Annotated in this window: 16 protein-coding genes; 3 read left to right on the forward strand and 13 right to left on the reverse strand. The window is 44.5% G+C overall.

Going from position 1 to position 18486, the window contains the following annotated elements; all coding sequences use genetic code 11:
• Positions 1-6: 6 nt before the first annotated feature.
• From ACJ9PY_RS21695 to ACJ9PY_RS21710, 4 genes are all read right to left on the reverse strand, one after another.
• A complete protein-coding gene (locus ACJ9PY_RS21695) occupies positions 7-831 on the reverse strand; it encodes an ABC transporter permease (RefSeq protein WP_096340021.1) in 825 nt (274 codons plus the stop codon).
• Between the two features lie 24 nt (positions 832-855).
• Entirely contained in the window at positions 856-1785 is a 930-nt protein-coding gene (locus ACJ9PY_RS21700) for a nucleoside hydrolase (protein WP_098863931.1), read from the reverse strand.
• A 21-nt stretch (positions 1786-1806) separates the two neighbouring features.
• Entirely contained in the window at positions 1807-2844 is a 1038-nt protein-coding gene (locus ACJ9PY_RS21705; protein WP_230135139.1) for an ABC transporter substrate-binding protein, read from the reverse strand.
• A 192-nt stretch (positions 2845-3036) separates the two neighbouring features.
• Positions 3037-3387 (reverse strand): DUF2294 domain-containing protein, encoded by a 351-nt coding sequence (locus ACJ9PY_RS21710; protein WP_095679093.1) that lies wholly within the window; start codon positions 3385-3387, stop codon positions 3037-3039.
• A gap of 360 nt (positions 3388-3747) precedes the next feature.
• Here ACJ9PY_RS21710 and ACJ9PY_RS21715 point away from each other — a divergent pair, with 360 nt between their 5' ends.
• The 3 genes from ACJ9PY_RS21715 to ACJ9PY_RS21725 all read left to right on the forward strand — a co-directional run bounded on the left by ACJ9PY_RS21715 (position 3748) and on the right by ACJ9PY_RS21725 (position 7004).
• Entirely contained in the window at positions 3748-5283 is a 1536-nt protein-coding gene (locus ACJ9PY_RS21715; RefSeq protein ID WP_057278334.1) for a maltose/glucose-specific PTS transporter subunit IIC, read from the forward strand.
• Between the two features lie 31 nt (positions 5284-5314).
• Complete coding sequence (locus tag ACJ9PY_RS21720) at positions 5315-6007, forward strand: N-acetylmannosamine-6-phosphate 2-epimerase (RefSeq protein ID WP_098186299.1); 693 nt, start codon at positions 5315-5317, stop codon at positions 6005-6007.
• A 154-nt stretch (positions 6008-6161) separates the two neighbouring features.
• On the forward strand, positions 6162-7004 hold the full coding sequence (locus ACJ9PY_RS21725; RefSeq protein ID WP_057278473.1) for a MurR/RpiR family transcriptional regulator: 843 nt from the start codon (positions 6162-6164) through the stop codon (positions 7002-7004).
• Positions 7005-7125: 121 nt separating this feature from the next.
• On the opposite strand, the gene ACJ9PY_RS21730 is transcribed toward ACJ9PY_RS21725, so the two are convergent.
• From ACJ9PY_RS21730 to ACJ9PY_RS21770, 9 genes are all read right to left on the reverse strand, one after another.
• Positions 7126-7575 (reverse strand): YfmQ family protein, encoded by a 450-nt coding sequence (locus ACJ9PY_RS21730; RefSeq protein WP_063575182.1) that lies wholly within the window; start codon positions 7573-7575, stop codon positions 7126-7128.
• 209 nt (positions 7576-7784) lie between these two features.
• On the reverse strand, positions 7785-7979 hold the full coding sequence (locus tag ACJ9PY_RS21735; protein ID WP_411738981.1) for a hypothetical protein: 195 nt from the start codon (positions 7977-7979) through the stop codon (positions 7785-7787).
• A gap of 1139 nt (positions 7980-9118) precedes the next feature.
• Complete coding sequence (locus tag ACJ9PY_RS21740) at positions 9119-10549, reverse strand: PLP-dependent aminotransferase family protein (protein WP_411738982.1); 1431 nt, start codon at positions 10547-10549, stop codon at positions 9119-9121.
• A 169-nt stretch (positions 10550-10718) separates the two neighbouring features.
• A complete protein-coding gene (locus tag ACJ9PY_RS21745; protein ID WP_411738983.1) occupies positions 10719-12287 on the reverse strand; it encodes a SagB family peptide dehydrogenase in 1569 nt (522 codons plus the stop codon).
• A gap of 23 nt (positions 12288-12310) precedes the next feature.
• Positions 12311-14254, reverse strand: a complete 1944-nt coding sequence (locus tag ACJ9PY_RS21750; RefSeq protein ID WP_411738984.1) for a TOMM precursor leader peptide-binding protein — start codon at positions 14252-14254, stop codon at positions 12311-12313.
• Positions 14251-16194 (reverse strand): putative thiazole-containing bacteriocin maturation protein, encoded by a 1944-nt coding sequence (locus ACJ9PY_RS21755; protein WP_411738985.1) that lies wholly within the window; start codon positions 16192-16194, stop codon positions 14251-14253. Before ACJ9PY_RS21755 ends, ACJ9PY_RS21750 begins: the two co-directional genes overlap by 4 nt.
• A gap of 146 nt (positions 16195-16340) precedes the next feature.
• On the reverse strand, positions 16341-16604 hold the full coding sequence (locus ACJ9PY_RS21760; RefSeq protein ID WP_082854532.1) for a heterocycloanthracin/sonorensin family bacteriocin: 264 nt from the start codon (positions 16602-16604) through the stop codon (positions 16341-16343).
• 278 nt (positions 16605-16882) lie between these two features.
• Positions 16883-18178, reverse strand: coding sequence for a uracil/xanthine transporter (locus ACJ9PY_RS21765; RefSeq protein WP_252267675.1), 1296 nt, complete (start codon positions 18176-18178; stop codon positions 16883-16885).
• Positions 18175-18381 (reverse strand): hypothetical protein, encoded by a 207-nt coding sequence (locus ACJ9PY_RS21770; RefSeq protein WP_145504391.1) that lies wholly within the window; start codon positions 18379-18381, stop codon positions 18175-18177. The genes ACJ9PY_RS21765 and ACJ9PY_RS21770 overlap by 4 nt, the downstream gene beginning before the upstream one ends.
• Positions 18382-18486 lie beyond the last annotated feature (105 nt).

The following is an 18486-nucleotide window of genomic DNA, read 5'->3' on the forward strand; positions in this document are numbered from 1 at the left end:
ACACCTCTACCCCTTTGGATTTAATTTTTTTGCCAAACCATTCATGATCGATATGATAAGGACGGTCACGGCAATCATTATCGTAGCGACTATCGATGCCACTTGCCATTCGTTCAATGTAATCGCGTTTTGATAAAGAAAGGTCGAAATGACACGCTGTTTCCCGCCTAATAAAGCAGGCGTAGTATAAGCCGTGAAGCTTCCTACGAAAACAAGGATGCTGCCAATGACCAAACCTGGAACCGAAAGCGGAATGATCACTTTTGAGAATACGGCCAATCTTGATGCTCCAAGGCTCTCCGCCGCTTTTAATAAGTCCGTCTCGATGTTCTCCATCACACCCACCAGCGTCACGATGATCAATGGCAGGAATAAATGGACCAATCCGATGATGATGGCAGTGGGCGTGTACAATATATCAAGCGGCTTCTCAATCAAGCCCATGCCCATCAGCAATTTATTCACGACACCGTTTTTACCGATGATCACCATCCAGCTGAATGAGCGGACAACAGGGCTTGTTAATAGCGGGAAAATCGTCAGCAAAAGCATGATGGCTTTTTTTCGTTGTTTCAGTTTTGAAATATAATAAGCTGCTGGAAATCCCAATAGTATGCAAATGATTGTCGTGAACAGACTCACCCTAAGTGTCGTCAGCAGAATTTCAATAAAGTATCGGTCTTGGAAAAAATCGAGATATCCTTGTACGGAAAAACCGCCGCCTTCATGAAAAAAGGTCGTGCCAATCGTCATTAGGATCGGAATGATCATGAAAATCGTTAAAAATAGAACGCCTGGTAACAGCAACAGGTATAGATAGCGTTTCTTCACCTCGGAACCCCCTGTTCGTATTATTTATGAATTGATTATGCGAATGAACAGGTCGAAAAACGCTTCCGCATCGACGTCCAGACAAACTTGTGCATTCGGCTGCTTCATCAGCCTATTTTGAAAGTCGCAAACCATCTGTCCGTCACAAAGCTCGCTTTTTGTTTCAACATCCACATAATATTCTTCTCTGGTGACAAGATCTTCTTGCAACGCAATGGCTACAGCTAATGGATCATGCATTGCACATGCCCATATGCCGTTACGTTCAAAATACCTTTTCCGGTAATCTGATGTACTTTGCCTTATATAGTCAGCAAGTTCATGATTTTGAATCAATTGGATATGCTCTTCACCCAATAGAACCTTTCTCGTGACATCAAGACCAACTTGCGTGATGGATGCGAATCCCGCCTGTAATACGATTTTGGCTGCTTCAGGATCGACATACGTGTTATATTCAGAGGTCGGCGTGACATTGCCAACCCCTTTGATCACTCCGCCCATGAAAATGACTTCTTTAACGAGCTTTGTGATTTGCGGACATTTTTTCACCGCCAATGCCAAATTCGTAAGAGGTCCCGTCATGACAAGCGTCACTTCACCAGGAAAATTCAAAATGGAATTGATGATGAAATCAGAAGCAAATCCATCATCAGGCCGCTTTTTGACTGGCACATCCTTCAAAGCTCCGCCAATCCCGTCTTCGCCATGGATCCGGTGTTCAAAAAAGGGGCTCCTGATAATTGGGCTATCTGCCCCCTTTATGACTGAAATGTCCTGTTCATTCAATAAATCCAATATTTTGCATGTATTCAATGTTGCCGTATCAAGGGATACATTCCCGTTCACCGTTGTGACCGCCAATATGTCGAATTGACGGCTTTTAACAGCAAGAATGATCCCGATCGCATCATCTATTCCAGTATCCACATCAAGAATCATTTTTTTCTTCATCAAGCACACCTCGTTTCTTTCTTAGTGTGTAAGCTCACGATTCCAGCGATCGATCCATTGTTTCGAGTTTTCATTAACAAACTTCATGTCCAATACACGCAAGCTGTCAATGACGTCATCTCCATAGGTTAAGCCTTTCGCTTCCGTTTTAGAGAGCTTGACTTCCGTATTGACAGGAGAATCCACTTTCGCTTTCGCTGATTTTTCCTGAACTTCCTTGCTTAAGATGTAATTCATGAATTCGCCGGCCAATTCTTTTTGATCGCTGGCTTTAACAATATTCACCGTATTCATTACTGCGTAGCCGCCTTCTTGAGGGGAAATGAACTTAGCATTGGGAACGGCTTCCTGTAAATCGCCAAAATACATTTCCATGATCGGGCCTGCAGCGATTTCCCCTTGCGAGAACATGTTGACGAACTCTGATGTTTGCCCATATTCCTTCACCGCATTCGGCATGATTTTTTTCATTTGATCGAACGCTTTATCCTCATTGAACTCTTCACTTCCGCTAGCTTTTGAAGCGGCATCCAAAAACATCGGTCCAGTTGTCGAAGTGATGGATGGGATCGTGATCTTCCCTGCCATATCCTTGCTCCAAAGATCCTTCCAAGAGGTGATCGGTTTACTCAATTCATCGGGATTATAGGCAATCCCAAATTGTGCAATGGTATAGGCTGGTCCATACTCAGCACCATTCGGCGCTTTTGCTTTGTCGTAGATATGATCAATATTCGGAATTTTGCTATGGTCAACTTTCTCAAATAACCCTTCATCGATGCCCTGCTGTGCATAGTAGTCGGATAAATAGATAACATCCACATCGCTATTCGCTTGGCGCACTTTGTTCAATCGATCTGCATTATTTCCTGAATCAACGACAATCTCGACATTATGCTTCTTTTCAAATGGCTCATAGACTTCAGGACGGAAGAAATCATCGGCGAATCCCCAAGTGGAAACGACCAATTTAGCTGGTTTTTCCTTTCCATTGTCCTTTGAAGAACATGCAGCTAAAACTAATGTGAACAGTGATAACATCATCAATATTTTTTTCATCATCCAAACCTCCAAGTTCATATTGTTTAAAATTTCCTTTTTACTGATTTACATGTAAAAAAAGACAATCTTAAATAGAATTGAAATTCTACCCAAGATTGTCTTTTCTTTGTAAACAAAGATAAAACTTATCATTTGGTTCTCTAGCGGCGTCCCCTCCAGATAAATCCGAAGGGAAATCCACTTATATGATTAAATAATTTTTTCCTTCAATACTATATTGGTGAATGCCAGCTGAGTCGCTGAGTCATAATCCCTCAGGACAGCTTCGATATCCCAATTCGTTTGCGTTTCCAGCTTTTGTTTCAGTTTCTTTTTATAAAGCAGGGACATATGGAAGTCAACCTCCTGCTTCAGGCTGGGAACTTCCCCTTCTAAAGCTTCAGAGCGCGGGGCACGTCGATGTTTGGCCTGAAATGTAATCACATTCTGCTCAACAGTAACCTTCAGCAGCGTCGTACCAAAGCCGAACAATTCCTTCGATACCTCATTATACATATGAGAAAGCAATTTCTTCGTTTCGTTAGCGTTTATCGGTAAGATGACTATCACCTGCCAAACTATCGTTTGAGGTAATTATATATACTTTTTTTTGATTGCACAAGATAATATTCGGATTTTGCACAAAAAAAATGTTTTTTCTTATTAAATAGTACGTTTACTCACCAATACACGAATTATAAAAATAAGCAATAAAGATTTCAATATATTCATATAACTTTTTATCCAATCCAGCACCTTCTATTATTGAAAACTTTTTCAGAGAAATAAGCACAAGATTGAAAACAGTTGATATAACCTTGCATCGCATTGAAAACGCTCTCAAAGGGATTTAATATAGCTAGTATAGAGCGATAAAAAATAAAGAGTATCAAAGGCTCGTTAAATGAGGGAGGAATTTTTATGAAGAAAGCATTCGAGAAAGCGCAACAATTCGGTAAATCTTTTATGCTCCCGATTGCCGTTTTGCCAGCGGCCGGTTTATTACTGGGAATTGGCGGTGCTCTTTCCAATCCAAATACAGTTGAAGCATATCCATTTTTAGACTTTGCTTGGCTGCAGGCCATTTTCACGATCATGAGTTCTGCAGGAAGCATCGTATTCGGCAACTTGCCGGTTATTTTTGCCGTAGGTGTTGCAGTAGGCCTGGCACGTTCGGATAAAGGGACCGCTGCATTGGCAGCCATGATCGGCTATTTCGTCATGAACAGTTCAATCAATGCACTGCTTCAAATAACCGGGGAACTTGCCAAAGAGAATTTGGCAGGTGCCGGACAAGGAATGGCCGTCGGGATCCAAACACTGGAGACCGGTGTGTTTGGCGGTATCGTAGTAGGGATCGTTGCCGCACTTTTGCACAATAAATATAATAAAATTCAGCTTCCGCAAGTGTTAGGATTTTTCGGGGGTTCCCGTTTCATTCCCATCATCGTTTCCTTCGCATCCATCTTGGTTGGAGCCGTGCTTTTTATCGTATGGCCTTATTTCCAACTTTTCATAAACCAATTAGGTGCGCTGGTAACGAGCACAGGTACGATCGGGACTTTCTTTTACGGATTCATATTACGGATGCTCGGGCCGTTAGGGCTGCACCATATTTTCTACCTTCCCTTCTGGCAAACAGCTTTAGGCGGAACGATGGAAATTAAAGGGCAGCTTGTCAGCGGGACCCAGAACATCTTTTTTGCACAATTGGCCGACCCAACTACCGTCAAGTATTATGAGGGTGTTTCCCGCTTCATGTCGGGACGGTTCATCACGATGATGTTTGGTCTGCCTGGCGCGGCATTGGCCATTTACCATTGCGCTAAACCTAAAAATAAGAAAGTCGTGGCCGGTTTGCTGCTTTCAGCTGCCTTGACCTCTTTCTTAACAGGCATCACCGAACCGCTTGAATTCAGTTTCTTATTTGTCGCACCGATCCTTTATGTTTTTCATGCCTTGTTTGACGGACTTGCCTTCATGATGGCAGATATATTCAATATCACGATCGGTCAAACCTTTTCTGGAGGATTCATTGATTTTACTTTATTCGGGATACTCCAGGGCATCAGTAAAACAAACTGGATTTATGTACTTTTCGTCGGAATTCCGTGGTTTTTCCTATACTACTTCACTTTTAAATTCTTGATCAGGAAGAAGAATTTGAAAGTGGTTGGCCGTGAAGATGATGAACAGGCCGCTGTTACACAAGTAACGGCATCAGAGAGAACCCAGACCATCGTTAACGGATTGGGCGGACAGGAAAATATCGAGATCGTCGATTGCTGTGCAACCCGTCTCCGTGTCACGGTAAAGGATGAAACATTGGTGAAAGAAGACGTCATAAAACAAACCGGTTCAAAAGGTGTCGTAAAAAAAGGAAACGGCATTCAAATAGTTTACGGTCCCCAAGTGACGATCATCAAAAATGAAGTGGAAGAATTCTTGGGACATTGAGAATATAGACAACGAGAAGGACGTGTTAAACATGCAACAGGTGCTGGATAAAATTCACAAGGGCTTAATTGTATCATGTCAAGCATTGGAGAATGAGCCGCTGCACAGCTCTTTTATTATGGGACGCATGGCCATTGCTGCCAAAGAAGGCGGTGCGAAGTGCATTCGCGCAAACTCTGTAGCTGACATAATGGAAATCAAGAAAAATGTGGACCTTCCAGTCATAGGGATCATTAAACAGGTGTATGGACAAAACGATGTCTATATCACTCCCACCATGGCCGAAATCGATGCATTGATGGAAACCAAAGCGGAAATCATTGCGACGGATGCTACAGCCCGGGTAAGGCCGGACGGTAAAACGTTAAAGCAGTTTTATGGTGAAATAAGGGCAAAATATCCGGATGTCCTGCTAATGGCGGATGTATCCACCATTGAGGAAGCCAAATACGCTGACGATTTAGGATTCGATATTGTGGCGCCCACTTTATACGGCTATACGAACGAAACTCTCGGAGAGAAAATATATCAGGATGACTATGCTGTGCTCAAAGAGATTGTAAAAGCAGTGAAAAAAGCGAAAGTGATCGCGGAAGGAAATGTCATCACACCAGAAATCGCCCGCTCTGTATTGGATATGAACGTCCATGCAGTAGTGGTGGGCGGTGCCATTACCAGGCCGCAGCAAATCACCAAAAGATTCGTGGACGCCATCCAAGAATAGAAAATGACACATGGTAATGAAAAGACCCAGACTGGCAACAACAGTTTGGGTCTTTTCTTTTTCATATTCCTGTTTCCGTTCCTCCGGTTATTGACGTCCCTGCTGGATACATTAAACTATAAATACAGATAAGAAATCCGAAATGGGTGATCAAATGGAATACCTAGCAGAAAACCTCATATACGGCATAGAGTGCAGCATGGACAAGTTCACCAAAACAGAGGAAGAATTGGCCCATTATATTCTGCAGCGCCCTGAAGAAGTAAGTCAGTTAACGATCAGTCAAATAGCTAAAAAGCTCCATATTTCACCTGCAACCATTACGCGTTTCTGCCAGAAATTAGCCTTTTCTGGGTTTAATGAGTTCAGGCATGAGTTAAAAAGGTTCGTCGATCTCCGAAATACGCCGAAAAACATGAAGAACATCAAGCAGGTGGATTATTTCGCTAAACTGTATCAAGATCACTTAGGTATCATTGATAATACCTTTCATATAACGACATATGACAATATCCAAAAAGCTGTCTCTTTCCTTACAAAGGCAAATAAGATTCATGTATATGGAATAGGGAGTTCTGGTATAGCGGCCCAGGAGTTCAAGTCCAAGTTCTTTCGTATCGGCTTAACTGTCGAAGCCATTACAGACCCCCATCAGTCCATGATGGATGCAGCTTTAAGTAACGAGAATAGTGTTGTCATCGGCATTTCCATTTCCGGAACGACGAAAGAAGTGATTTCTGCAGTTAAAATCGCAAAGAAGCAAGGCGCATGCATCTTGGTCTTTACTGGAGATAAGAATTCCGCACTCTCCCAGCTTGGCGACCTAACACTATTGGTCACAAGCAAAAACAGCATGCATATGGGACAAAACATCTCTCCATTGCTTCCGCTCCTTTTACTTTTTGATTTATTATATACAGAGTTGGTAGCTAAAGATTATAAAAACCGGATAAGCATCAGGGAAAAGACTTTAAAGGTATTAACCGAGACCGACTGACTTTCGGCATCTGAAAGTTATCAGTTTGCTTGCTTAGCTGAACCTTGTGCAATAGTCCTTGTCGTTATTCTTCATAAAAAAACTGCATCTCCAATTGGGGTGCAGTTCACTTTTATTCCTTTTAAACTAAATTCCTTATTACTGGCATGGAACGTTCTTGGAGGCTCTCGGAAAGAAGACTATACGCCACTACTTTATTCTTGTACTGTTTGACTACGTCCACATGGTCGTTGTACATGTACACATATAATCTAACATCGTTTTTTCCTCTTTTTACATCCATTATAATGGGAGTCCCGCTGTTCTCTGGATGTAAAAACAATTTCTCGTTCCCGGGAAATATATGATTTTTTTTCAAAAACTTAGCTTCGTTAAAATAATGAAGCACTTGAACTTTATCTTCACCTTCCAAACGCTTTCCATCAAAGGTCACGATTGCATCCGCGTCACTAATTTCAGAATGTATTTTAAATTTACTCATAATCCAATTCACGGCATCGGTTGGAAGACATGTAACTAATAATTTAAGCAAACTTAAGATAATTGTCAAAATCAATACTGGCCATGTCATATTTGATCATCTCCGCTACTCTATTATTTAATGATTCATCTATATATTTTTCATCCATAATTATGTCGAAAGGATTGTTCACTCAGCTTACAAAGGTATTGTTTCCAGGTATCGATCAGATTCTTTTCGTTCATATTTCCGAAACATTTGTGAACAAATTCACATTTCCATTCATTTTGATAGGCTATTATATAATCATTCACGGTATCTTAGGCTGATCTTATTACGAAGTAGATGATGCCCACAGTTAATATTAGGGCGAGACCGATATAAATATAACTAAGGTTCAATAAATTCCCTCTCGTTGCTGCAGAATAATCACTATCACTTTTCCCCGTTAATGAAAGGGTGCCGACCAGGGCAACTAAACAAATGACCACCACTGCTATTACACTCACCGTCATGAATCAACGCCTCCCAATATTATTTTCTATTTCCTTGAACCATTTAAAATCCTTCCGCTTCTCATCCTATTTCGCAGTGTAACTACATGAAAATCGCACCTAATTTGCATGTCAAAATGACAGGTAGATCGCTCTTTGTGTTTACTGAGTAAATATATTAGTAAAACCCTTCCCCTCTATAATAAAAGAACAACCATTTTTAGGACCATCCAATTCAGTAAAATTTCCACCATCCACTTGTTGATTTCCACTTCAGGCACTCGCTTTCCGCGGGCGGTCCGCCCTCAGCGCAAGCGCCTGCGGGGTCTCCCTTCGACGCGCTTTTCCCCCAGGAGTCTCGTACCTTCCGTTCCAATCAACTTTGTTTTAACATTCAGATGAAACCTTTTTTGTCGATAACAGGAATGTGCCATGATGCACCTTACATACTGTAGATAAACTCGATAATACTGGCGTTGCCTACCCTTTTTATATGGCTTGTACAAAGTAGATATTGATTTCCACTCCAGGCACTTGCTTTCCGCGGGCGGTCCGCCCTCGGCGCTCGCCTACGGGGTCTCCCTTCGACTCGCTTTTCCCGCAGGAGTCTCGTACCTTCCGTTCCAATCAACTTTGTGTTTTAAAATAAGAAACTGTTGGCTCGTCTTATTCCAAACACTCTTTAAGACTAGCTTATCCTTCATGTTTTTTCTCCTGTACTCCTTAATGGATGGAAGAAATTTGCGACACTCCTGCCGAATTACTGGCTAGCCGAGACCCCACAGACGCTTGCGTCGAGGAGGCTTGGCAGACAGTCGGCGGAAAGGGAGCGGATTTCTGAAATCAGCTGGATATTTATTTAGATAAGAACGTATGAAACTGATTTTCTTCGAGTTTGTTTACAAAAGGAGATTTCGGAATATCTCAGGATTTACCCTTCATGTTTTTTTCCTGTAACACTTATTGGATGGAAGAAATTTGCGACACTCCTGCCGAATTACTGGCTAGCCGAGACCCCACAGACGCTTGCGTCGAGGAGGCTGGGCAGACAGTCGGCGGAAAGGGAGCGGATTTCTGAAATTAACGGAAATTTTTTAATAAAAAAACTGCAGGCAAACTTGAGTTTTCATCAAGTTTGTCTACAGTCTGGAATCATATGATTATAAACTTTTTACCGCCTCTGCAAACCTTTTGATGCCTTCGTGAATGGAATCCTCATTTTCCCTTCCAAATGTAAAGCGTACGTATTCCTTATTTGTACCTAGCGTTGAACCCGGAACATATATGACTCCTCTTTTGATGGATTCCTCCAGTAACTTTATTTCGTTCAATGGCACTTTCAGCTTACACCACAAATGAATTCCGCCATTTGGCGAATGATAATCTACTTCCTTTTGCAGGAATTGTTGAAGACTCGAAACCATTGCATCCCTTCTTTTTTCCAGTTGCCCCCTTAAGCCGGCAAGATGGGCAGGAAAATAATCTGAATCCAAAAAATCATTCGCTATCCATTGAGTGAATGAGCCATGACCGAAGTCAACCTGCTGCTTAGCATCCGATAGTCTATCTATGACTGACTTCGGTCCAATAATCCACCCAATTCTTAAACCGGAAGCAACAATTTTTGACAAAGAGCTTATGTATAAAACATTTCCGTTGTTGTCCATCGATTTAAGAGTGGAAATTTCTTCCCCTGCAAAGGACGTTAAACTATAAGGATCGTCTTCTATGACCGGTATTCCATATTCGGATGAAAGCTCAAGAATCCTTTTACGGCGGTTGATATGAAGGACAGTTCCTGTAGGGTTTTGAAATATAGGGTTCAAAAAAATCATCCTGATCCGATGTTTTTTATGGAGTTCCAGTAAATCCTCTGGGTTGATGCCATCTTTATCAACCGGCAAAGGAAAGGTTCTTAGCCCTGCGGATTGAAAGATGGGAAGGTTGTAACTATATGATGGATCTTCCAATACAACGGCATCCCCTGGCTTTAACAAGCATTGGACCACCAGATGCAGGGCTTGCTGTGCACCAGAAGTAATGAGTATAGAAGATGGATCCGTGTCAATTCTCCTATACTGTTTAACATGATTGGCTATCGTTTCCCTTAAAACCGCATTGCCTTGAGGGTGATCATAACCTAAGCTACCAATGAAGGATCTATTGGAAATGATCTCACGTAAGGATTGGACTGGAAATAAGTCTTCTGAAAGCTCCCCGCTAGCTAAGTTAATAAGGTTATGCCCTTCCGTCTCTTTACGTATTTTTTGGGTTACTGGCATATTGGGCAAAAAAGAACCCGCTTCGATATATCTATTCCAGCTAGGGATACGTTTTCGGGTAATTCCCCAGATATCTTTGCTGATCATCGTTCCGCTTCCTTTTTTTCGTTCAACCAGCCCATTTGCTTCCAATTCATCATAAGCCGCAACAACTGTGCTTCTGTTAACTCCCAGTTCACTTGCCAGGAAGCGTTCAGACGGTAACGGCTTATCCAATAGGAACGTTCCATCAGCAATGCCACTCTCGATGTAAGCGGCTATTTGTTTATATAAAGGCTTCTTGGATTTTCTGTCCATTTTCCATTCCATAAGCTACATCCTTTAAAATGTTTAGTTAAAAGCGTACTGCATTAATAACTTTATCTACTTATTCATTCAGTATAATCTTCAGCAGAGATTATTGCACTCTGCCATACTGCAATATAAAAATGAAAGCCTCCATTCCTTAAATGAAATGGAGACTTTCATTTCATCTTCTTCAACTATGCAGACTCCCCTTCAGCCAAGGGCGATTCAGAAAGTGTCCGATAGGGATTTGAATCAGGCTCGTTTTCCTTTGCGGACCGTCTATCTTATAAAGCTCATCACACATATTCACATCAAAGCCGAGCAGCGGGTGCCCATTCATTCCAAGGGCTGACGATGCCAGCAGTAATTTCTGAACGAGCATCCCCGCCTCCATTTGCTGGATGCGGTATCCTCTATATCCAAGTTGCGTTTTGGAATGGTCCCGCTCACCAACTACATGTATGCAGATCGGCACTTGCTGAAAATTCATGATATCGAGGGACATTCCGTATTGCAATAGGAGCCGATGATCTCCTGGTTGTATCTGCCGTAATGAATGTGTGGTGCTGTCATAATGGTAGGCACCATCTTGTATGTCTTCCACATTATATAAACAAGCATAGAGGGAAACGCGATTTCCGTTGTTTCCGTATGTTCCATCCAAGTCATTTCGATAGGAGAACGAAGCGGTTGCCTCCTGCAGGAGAGCGGCCAGTTGCGATTGACTGACTTTCCCGAGCACAAAGTCCATTTCAGGTGAGAAGCGCTTCCGGCAAACTGATGCCAAGTCATAGGACAACCGTTTTACGATAGGAAGGGCTATAATTTTCCCTTCTGATTCCGCCCCATTCTTTGGATGGATCCGCCGGAATGATTGGGTGGATTCGATCATGGATGCTTCATTCATTTTGGTCAGCATCGGAAATTCCTTGATCCTTTGCGACCGAACATAGTGCTCAGGCTGAATTCTCTTCAATTCCAGCAATAATTCCGTCGAAGTGACAGGTCGGTCCATACTCCTTTCTTCCCTAAATCTCCAAGAAGGCTCTGATGATAAGGGGATCGCCGCATACGTGCTCTCTTCGTCCTCCGAAAGCCCGAGCAGATGATTGATGGCCCGATCAAGGAATTGGAAGCACACCCCGGCAGCGATTCCAAAGCGTTTCGCCACTTCGAGCAACTGTCCAAGAAGCACCCCTGCATCAAGACCTTGCAGACGGTATGAAAAGTTATTATATTTGTAGAAGTTTTTCCAAAACATCGTCGATACGAAAACCGTGCCAAAGCAAGCGGACATATCAATGGTTCCACCAAGAGCCTTTGTTACATATGAATCGAAATTCCCTTCCCGCAGCAAAACCAGCCGGTGGTGTGCCGCATCATAATGGTATACGCCAGCAGGTAATCCCTCGATCTTCAAGTATACGTACAATTCGCTTGGATACAAAGCTCCCCCTGATGGCGGAAAACGCCGGAATGACTGCATGAGGTCCTCAGATTCCGAGGATCTCGGTACCTGACTGACTTGGGTCAGGCCATAGGCATACCAGAGGAAGTGACCGATTCCTTCGAGGTCCTGCTTTGTAGGACCGCTTTCCCCCTCAAGCGTCAGCGGCACCTCCAGTGATAGCGGAAAAACAGGCAAGTCACGGTAAAGCTTATACGTTAGCGGTGCATCATCCCAATCCACTTCCCAATCCGGCGGACTTGCCTTTTCGATATCAAAATGTAAATTGTGCAAAAATGCCTCTAGACTCATCCTCCAACCTCCTACGTCACCGCTTATGGAAAAGGATGCGGATGCGGATTGAGCTGTTCGAAATCAAGCGGCCGTTCAGCATATCCAAGTTCCATCGGAACCCTCAGTATTCTCTCAAGCCCCGTTATGCGGGTAAGATGATGGCCAAATGTCATCGGCAGCATCCCCGGGATCAGGACTTTCACGCAATGTAATCCATTCCGTGCAATCTCCGGTGTCGTCTGATCCACCACAATCACCTCGAGTTGCAATCGGCGAAACTGCTGAAGGATTTCCTGCAAATCTTCCGTCAAGTCCGGATGGTTCACCTTTTCCCCATATTCTTCAGCGAAGGTTCGCATCGGGCGGTCATCATCCAGCAGAAACTGCAGTCGCTCTTCGGCTTGCGGTAAACCGTACAGCATGCCATGATCATCCATTTTCCGTACCAGTGAGGAATTCTGCAGCATTTTCTCAACCTCATCCCGGTTCTCTTCCAATTTATCGTCAAGTGTCAGCATCATGCCGGCCAACTCGAAGACTGCGCTTTTCACAGCCCGGACTGGGTCGAGATGGGCCCCTGCCGCACAGATGATATTCAATCCTTTTTGTTTCCTGTTTTTCGCCAGCGCCCATACGCTCGGTATACCATGTTCCATTGTCGCATTAAACAAATGGATGTCATATCCCGCTGCCGCCCTTGCCCTGTCAATCATCAGCTCAAGTTCTTTGTCATTTGCAGAATAAGGGTCAAGGCGTGTGAGTGGCAGCTGCGCATACCAGGTCAGCAGGAACGAATCACGTTCGACCACTTCCATGATGCCGTAGAAAATGGCCTCCTCCAAACTTCCCCCTAAAGCACAGCCATTGGAAGTTTCATAGACAAATCCATGACCGCAGCCCAAGCTGTAATAGGAAAGCAATTCCGGGACCAAGATCGGCCTCTCTTGCAAGAATGAGTGGCCCCATACCCAATCTATCGAGCGGTCGGGATTAAACGGTTGAAACGGGAAATCATGCTGTGCGTAATTTTCCCTCGAGTGCACCCCGATCCTGGTGGGGTCGAGCGCAGAATCTTTCAGGTTGTTGTAGCTGTCATGTATGACTGTCCGTTTACCTCGGGGCTCCATTCCGCAATACCTTTCCAATCCCTCCAATATGGCCGTCATCTCACTGACCGCATATGAGAGAGTCCGGCCAGCCGCCCCCTCATCGCCTATGAATAAAGGCAAATTAACACTTACATCGGCAAATGGCGGCACAAGGTCTATCATTTTATTATTCAGGAATCCTGTGCGGTGGTCCAAGTAATCCTTGGCCAGCACTTCATTCAGCTCATCCATTGAACGGGTTCGGTAACTGTCGGGACTGATTTTCGGACTTGGCTGCAACGAAATTCTTGCACGCTCTTTCGAGTCATCAGGTAATGTTGAGCAAACCGGACACAATGGATCTGGTAAAAAGGAATGCCAAGAACCATTCAGCGTTTTCAGGCTGATTAATGATACATGCCCTTCCGAACGGGCGCGTTCTCCTTTCATCACCTTCCTTACCTCTGCACAAATCAAGTGGGCCATCTGTAAAAGCCCAGTGCGGGATGCCGCCGGATCACGCTCCATCCCCCCATTTTCCTCCAGCTGTTGGCGGATTCCCCACATTTCTTTTCGATCACGCCCGGCCATGAGATGCCTTTGGTCCGCACACTGTGTACAGCCAGGAACACCAGGGTGCACCAACGGCCCTACCACTCCCTCTCCAAATGATACGAACCCCCTCAGCCATGGAATGCCCGCTTGCCTTATCACCTCTTCCGCCTTAATATGGACAGCGGGATTCCAAGCATCTTGCAGCAGAAGGACCATCGCCGTGGTTTGCGGGATTCCTGCCTCGAAATCGATTTGGCGATTCACCTGATATTGGCCGGACAGGTCCCCATGAACATGGTCGGCCAACACTCCTTCCCCGACAACCAATACGTCAGTTTTCACCCTGATTCCTCCTCTCGCAAAAACACCCCGAACACACCTGCAATTTCTTCCTTCAAGAAAGGTTCCAGATCCATTTCGAAAACGTGAATTCGCTTACTGTTCTTCTTCAAAACTTGAATGGCGGACTGTACCAGTTCGGAATTCCCTTTCACCCCGCATGAAGGAATCACAAGATCCACCTTTTCTTCTTCAAGAACAGGTGATGCCACTAAACCTGGAGCTGTTAAGCAAACGGTCTGGTTTTGGACTTTCATGACGGCCTTTTGCAATGCGTTCCGTAATGCGATCGTTACATTCAAACCGACAGCGCCGGACCAGCCATCGCTCGTTCCTGCCCAAACTACCGGGAAGCCTGACACTCCCTCACCCAAGGCGATGATCGGATCTCCCTGCAGCCGGGTCAACGCTTGTAGATAATACCTGCAGCGCTCATCTTCCACTTGAGCCAATTGCACCGTCACAAGTTTCTCTTGGTTGAATCGCTCATTTAAAAACTCTGTATCCAAACTGCTTTGCAGTCCACGGCAGACACATTCAGCAAATGTTTCCCCTGCTCCGACACCGATCGATTCCTTTATTTCATCTACTCCCTGAACCGGAGGAAGAGTCGCAACGAGCTGGCTGAGCGTTCTGGATGCATATGCTTCAACTCCTGCAAGACCGGTTTCCCTCCTCGCTTCCTCATGCGTCAGATCTGAACGGATGATTTCGGGCAGGAGTCCGGCCGGACCGGATGATAGCGGATCCACGACCTGAACGCGGCATTGAGCCAGCGGCAGCTGTTTTAAATCCCCCTCATCCCAACGATGAAAGATACCGGATTCCGCGGATGTCAACCGGGTGAAATACATAAATACTTTCCCCGGTTCAACCGGGTCCGAATTCTGTTCAAGCCGCCGTTCAAAATCTTCAACCCATGCAGCAGTCCCTTTACCCGTCACGCCAGGGTGGGGAATGAACGGATGCCATTTTCCCTCCAATGTATCCATATCCAACAGATAAAATTGATTGGCTTGTTCTGCTGTCGTAAGTCCCGCAGCGTCTTTAAACCATTCGAATACCATTATATTGGCTAACATCGCTCCGGCTGTGGCGGAAAAAGAAGATGATGCCTGATTCTTTTCCAGCTCAGCTTGATGTAAACGATGCCACGCTGACTCCCAGCACCCCTTGGAATCCGGATGGACGAGCGGTCCAGCCATGCCTGCTTGATTGATGATCAACGCAGGAAACAGGATCTTTTCCCCTTGCCTGCAAACCGAATGAAGTTCTCTTAATTCCTCTATATCACCCTCCTGTGACACATATAAGATCGAGTCAAAAGGCCGCACGATCTCCCGCCATTCAATCTCATTTCCCTTTTCAAGCATGACCTCCTCTATGGCAACCTCGTCGTCTGTCTTACGGGCATGTGCCACGATCTCGTTCAATCTTTTTCTATTGGTCGGTACCGTGTCCGTAATGAAGATATGGAAAGCAGGCAATCCGGATTCGATCAGGGAGGACACCAATGAAAGGAACAAGGGGCCAGAGCCTATAGCCAACGCCTTTTGCTTTCGATAAGTTTCAAAACGGTGAGCCCCCGAATCGCCGCAGCTTTCCAGGAATTCGATTTGCGAAGCATACCTTTCAAGAACTTGTTCCCTTAATTGATGGGGACTGTCCTGGCTTACATCCCGAACAAACCCATTCCCGTACAAAACCTCGGCGATTTCCATCACCCGCTTCCGGTATGGGTCAGGCAATCCATCCGTCAACTCGCTTAATGTATGGTTCCCGTTGAACATCGGCAATAACTTTTCAATCCACTGGACGATCGAGCTGCCTTCCATACGGAACGAACTTATGTTATTCCTGAAATACACTCCTCTGTTTGGTTCCGGAAGAAAAAACGTATCCCTTTTCACTTTCAAACGCATAGAAGGGGTCAAATTCACCATTCCGCTCCTCCTAACCCGAAGCATTCTAAGTTCTGCTTCATCAATTCACTATCATCCTATGTACGACAATTTGTCTCTTATGTCTAATGCCATAAAGAAAAGTCCCTGCTGCACCGCAGGGACTTTTCTTTAGAAGACCTGAAACCTTAACCGCCGCAACGTCCGCAACGACCGGCGCACCCTCCGCAACGTCCGCATCCACCACAGCGTCCACAGCGTCCACAGCGACCGCCGCAACCAAAGCAACCGAAGCACAAGAAACAGCCAAAACAACCAAAGCAACCGCCCACACCAATGAATTGCCGAGACGAATCATCCAAATTGTACTGGTTTTGTTCCCAAGGAACTGGCTGAGTCACCTGGAAATCATCTACATTCAGGTTTTGCAATTGATTTTGAAATTCATACATTTTATATAACCTCCGTTTATTATTTATAAGGTAGAGCTTAGATTAGAAAGGGAAGCCAGAACGAAATGGTCAGGGAATTAACACCACGTCAAGTATTCCCTCCAACAAAATATGTAAAGGGAGTGGGTATTGCTACTGATTAAAAGGCCCATTTCACATTAAAAGACCCATGAAAAAACAGAAAACCGGAAGGGTAATACCCTTCCGGTTTTCTTGATCGCCTCTTCAATTAGCATTGTCGTTTCCCTTTATGTATAGCCTTTTCAATCAAAGTCCCATTAGTTATGCAGTTGTTCATAACGAGTCCAGTTGACCGATTTTTCCAGCACGATTGATATCAATACTCCCATTATGAGCCCATTCGTCAAAAAGGGCTGTAATAGCGCGGGCAGGTTCGAAAATGCAGTAGGCAGGACATTCATCAAACTCACGCCAATCAATACTGGCACGGCAAGCCTGAATATCGTGTCTGAAGTGAAATTCTGACCCTTGACGCTGTTGAAAGCCGTACCGAACAGCTGAAGGTACGCAACGAACAATACTGCATTCCCGACTGTTATCGGCATCGTGGCCAGGAAAGAGATGAAAGGGGGAATGAGCCCGATTATGGTCAATAACATGCCTCCAAGCAAGAAGGGCTTCCGCTCATAGATTTGGGTGCTCTGCAAAAATCCAATCGATGAAGTAAAAGGTGTATACGGAACAAGGCCAAGCAGCGGAGCGAAAATGGTAAATCCGCCAGTCATGAATAAAGAATTTCGATACTGCTTATGTTCAGCTTCATCACCGATTAATTCCGATGCAGCCTGAATGGAAGCGAACGTGTTGCACAAATTCAGCAATCCTGCAAAAAAGGAAATCGCTATGATCCCGAATTGAAGGTTTGGAGCACCTAATGGGAAAAATGAAAAAGCGGCACCCGTCGATCCCATTTCTCCCCCGGCCACCGGAAATAGCAGCTCGTAAAAAATCCATCCCACTATAATCCCGATCAATATGGAGAAATTGCTTATTGTCCTTGGTCCTTTTATTTTTAATATACTGACTAGAAGTACAATCCCCACTGATAGGAAACTGACCGGGATGTTGATTTCGCCATTCTCCGTAATCCCCAGCATCCCCTTAAAGAAGACAAAAATGAGCTGGAACGTCAAAAGGAATAAATAAACCGTCATGACCATGGGAGTGAAAATCTTCTGGACATGAGATATCAGGTTGAAGGCAGAAATAATGAGGGTCACGACACCCGCAGCAATGAGGCCAGTAGCTATGCCCCCTCCTATCTCAGCATAACCGAGCCCTATGGATGGTGCAGATAAACCTAAATTAAGCATCACTCCCCACAATAGACCGGAGTGACCTTCCATAAGCGGATACTTATGCCCCTTCCACCCCTGAAACACGCAAGCGATCCCCGTGAAAATGAGCGAGCTTCTCATGGTCATTTCCGTAACATTGGGGGGAAGATCAAAAGCTGCGCCAATCGATATGGGCACAACTACCGTATTTGCAAAAATAAAAAACAACCATTGAAAAGAAGAAAATAGAGTCACAGAAGATCTCCAACTTTTCATAGATTCCATCTCCTTTGAACATGATACTTTTCAAACTCATGGTGAATTTCACTTGTCCTTCCCTTGAAAATGGCGAAAGGACAGCACCATGTTAATAGACGCGGTCCCGGATGGTCCGCTTCTGCATTGCTGGACACATGATTTATGTCATATGACCTTTGCAGATGCATGAGAAATGATAACGTTCCCATTAATAGTAACAAAGACTGCGGCTCCCCGCTAATTTGTTTGCTTGGATAAAGGATGCAAGGCAGGCAAGCAGAGCGTTTTAAAATATAATAATGATAAAGACTGGGGGGGTAATTCAT

Source organism: Peribacillus sp. S4 (genome assembly GCF_046715815.1).
In the GTDB taxonomy this organism is placed as follows: domain Bacteria; phylum Bacillota; class Bacilli; order Bacillales; family DSM-1321; genus Peribacillus; species Peribacillus frigoritolerans.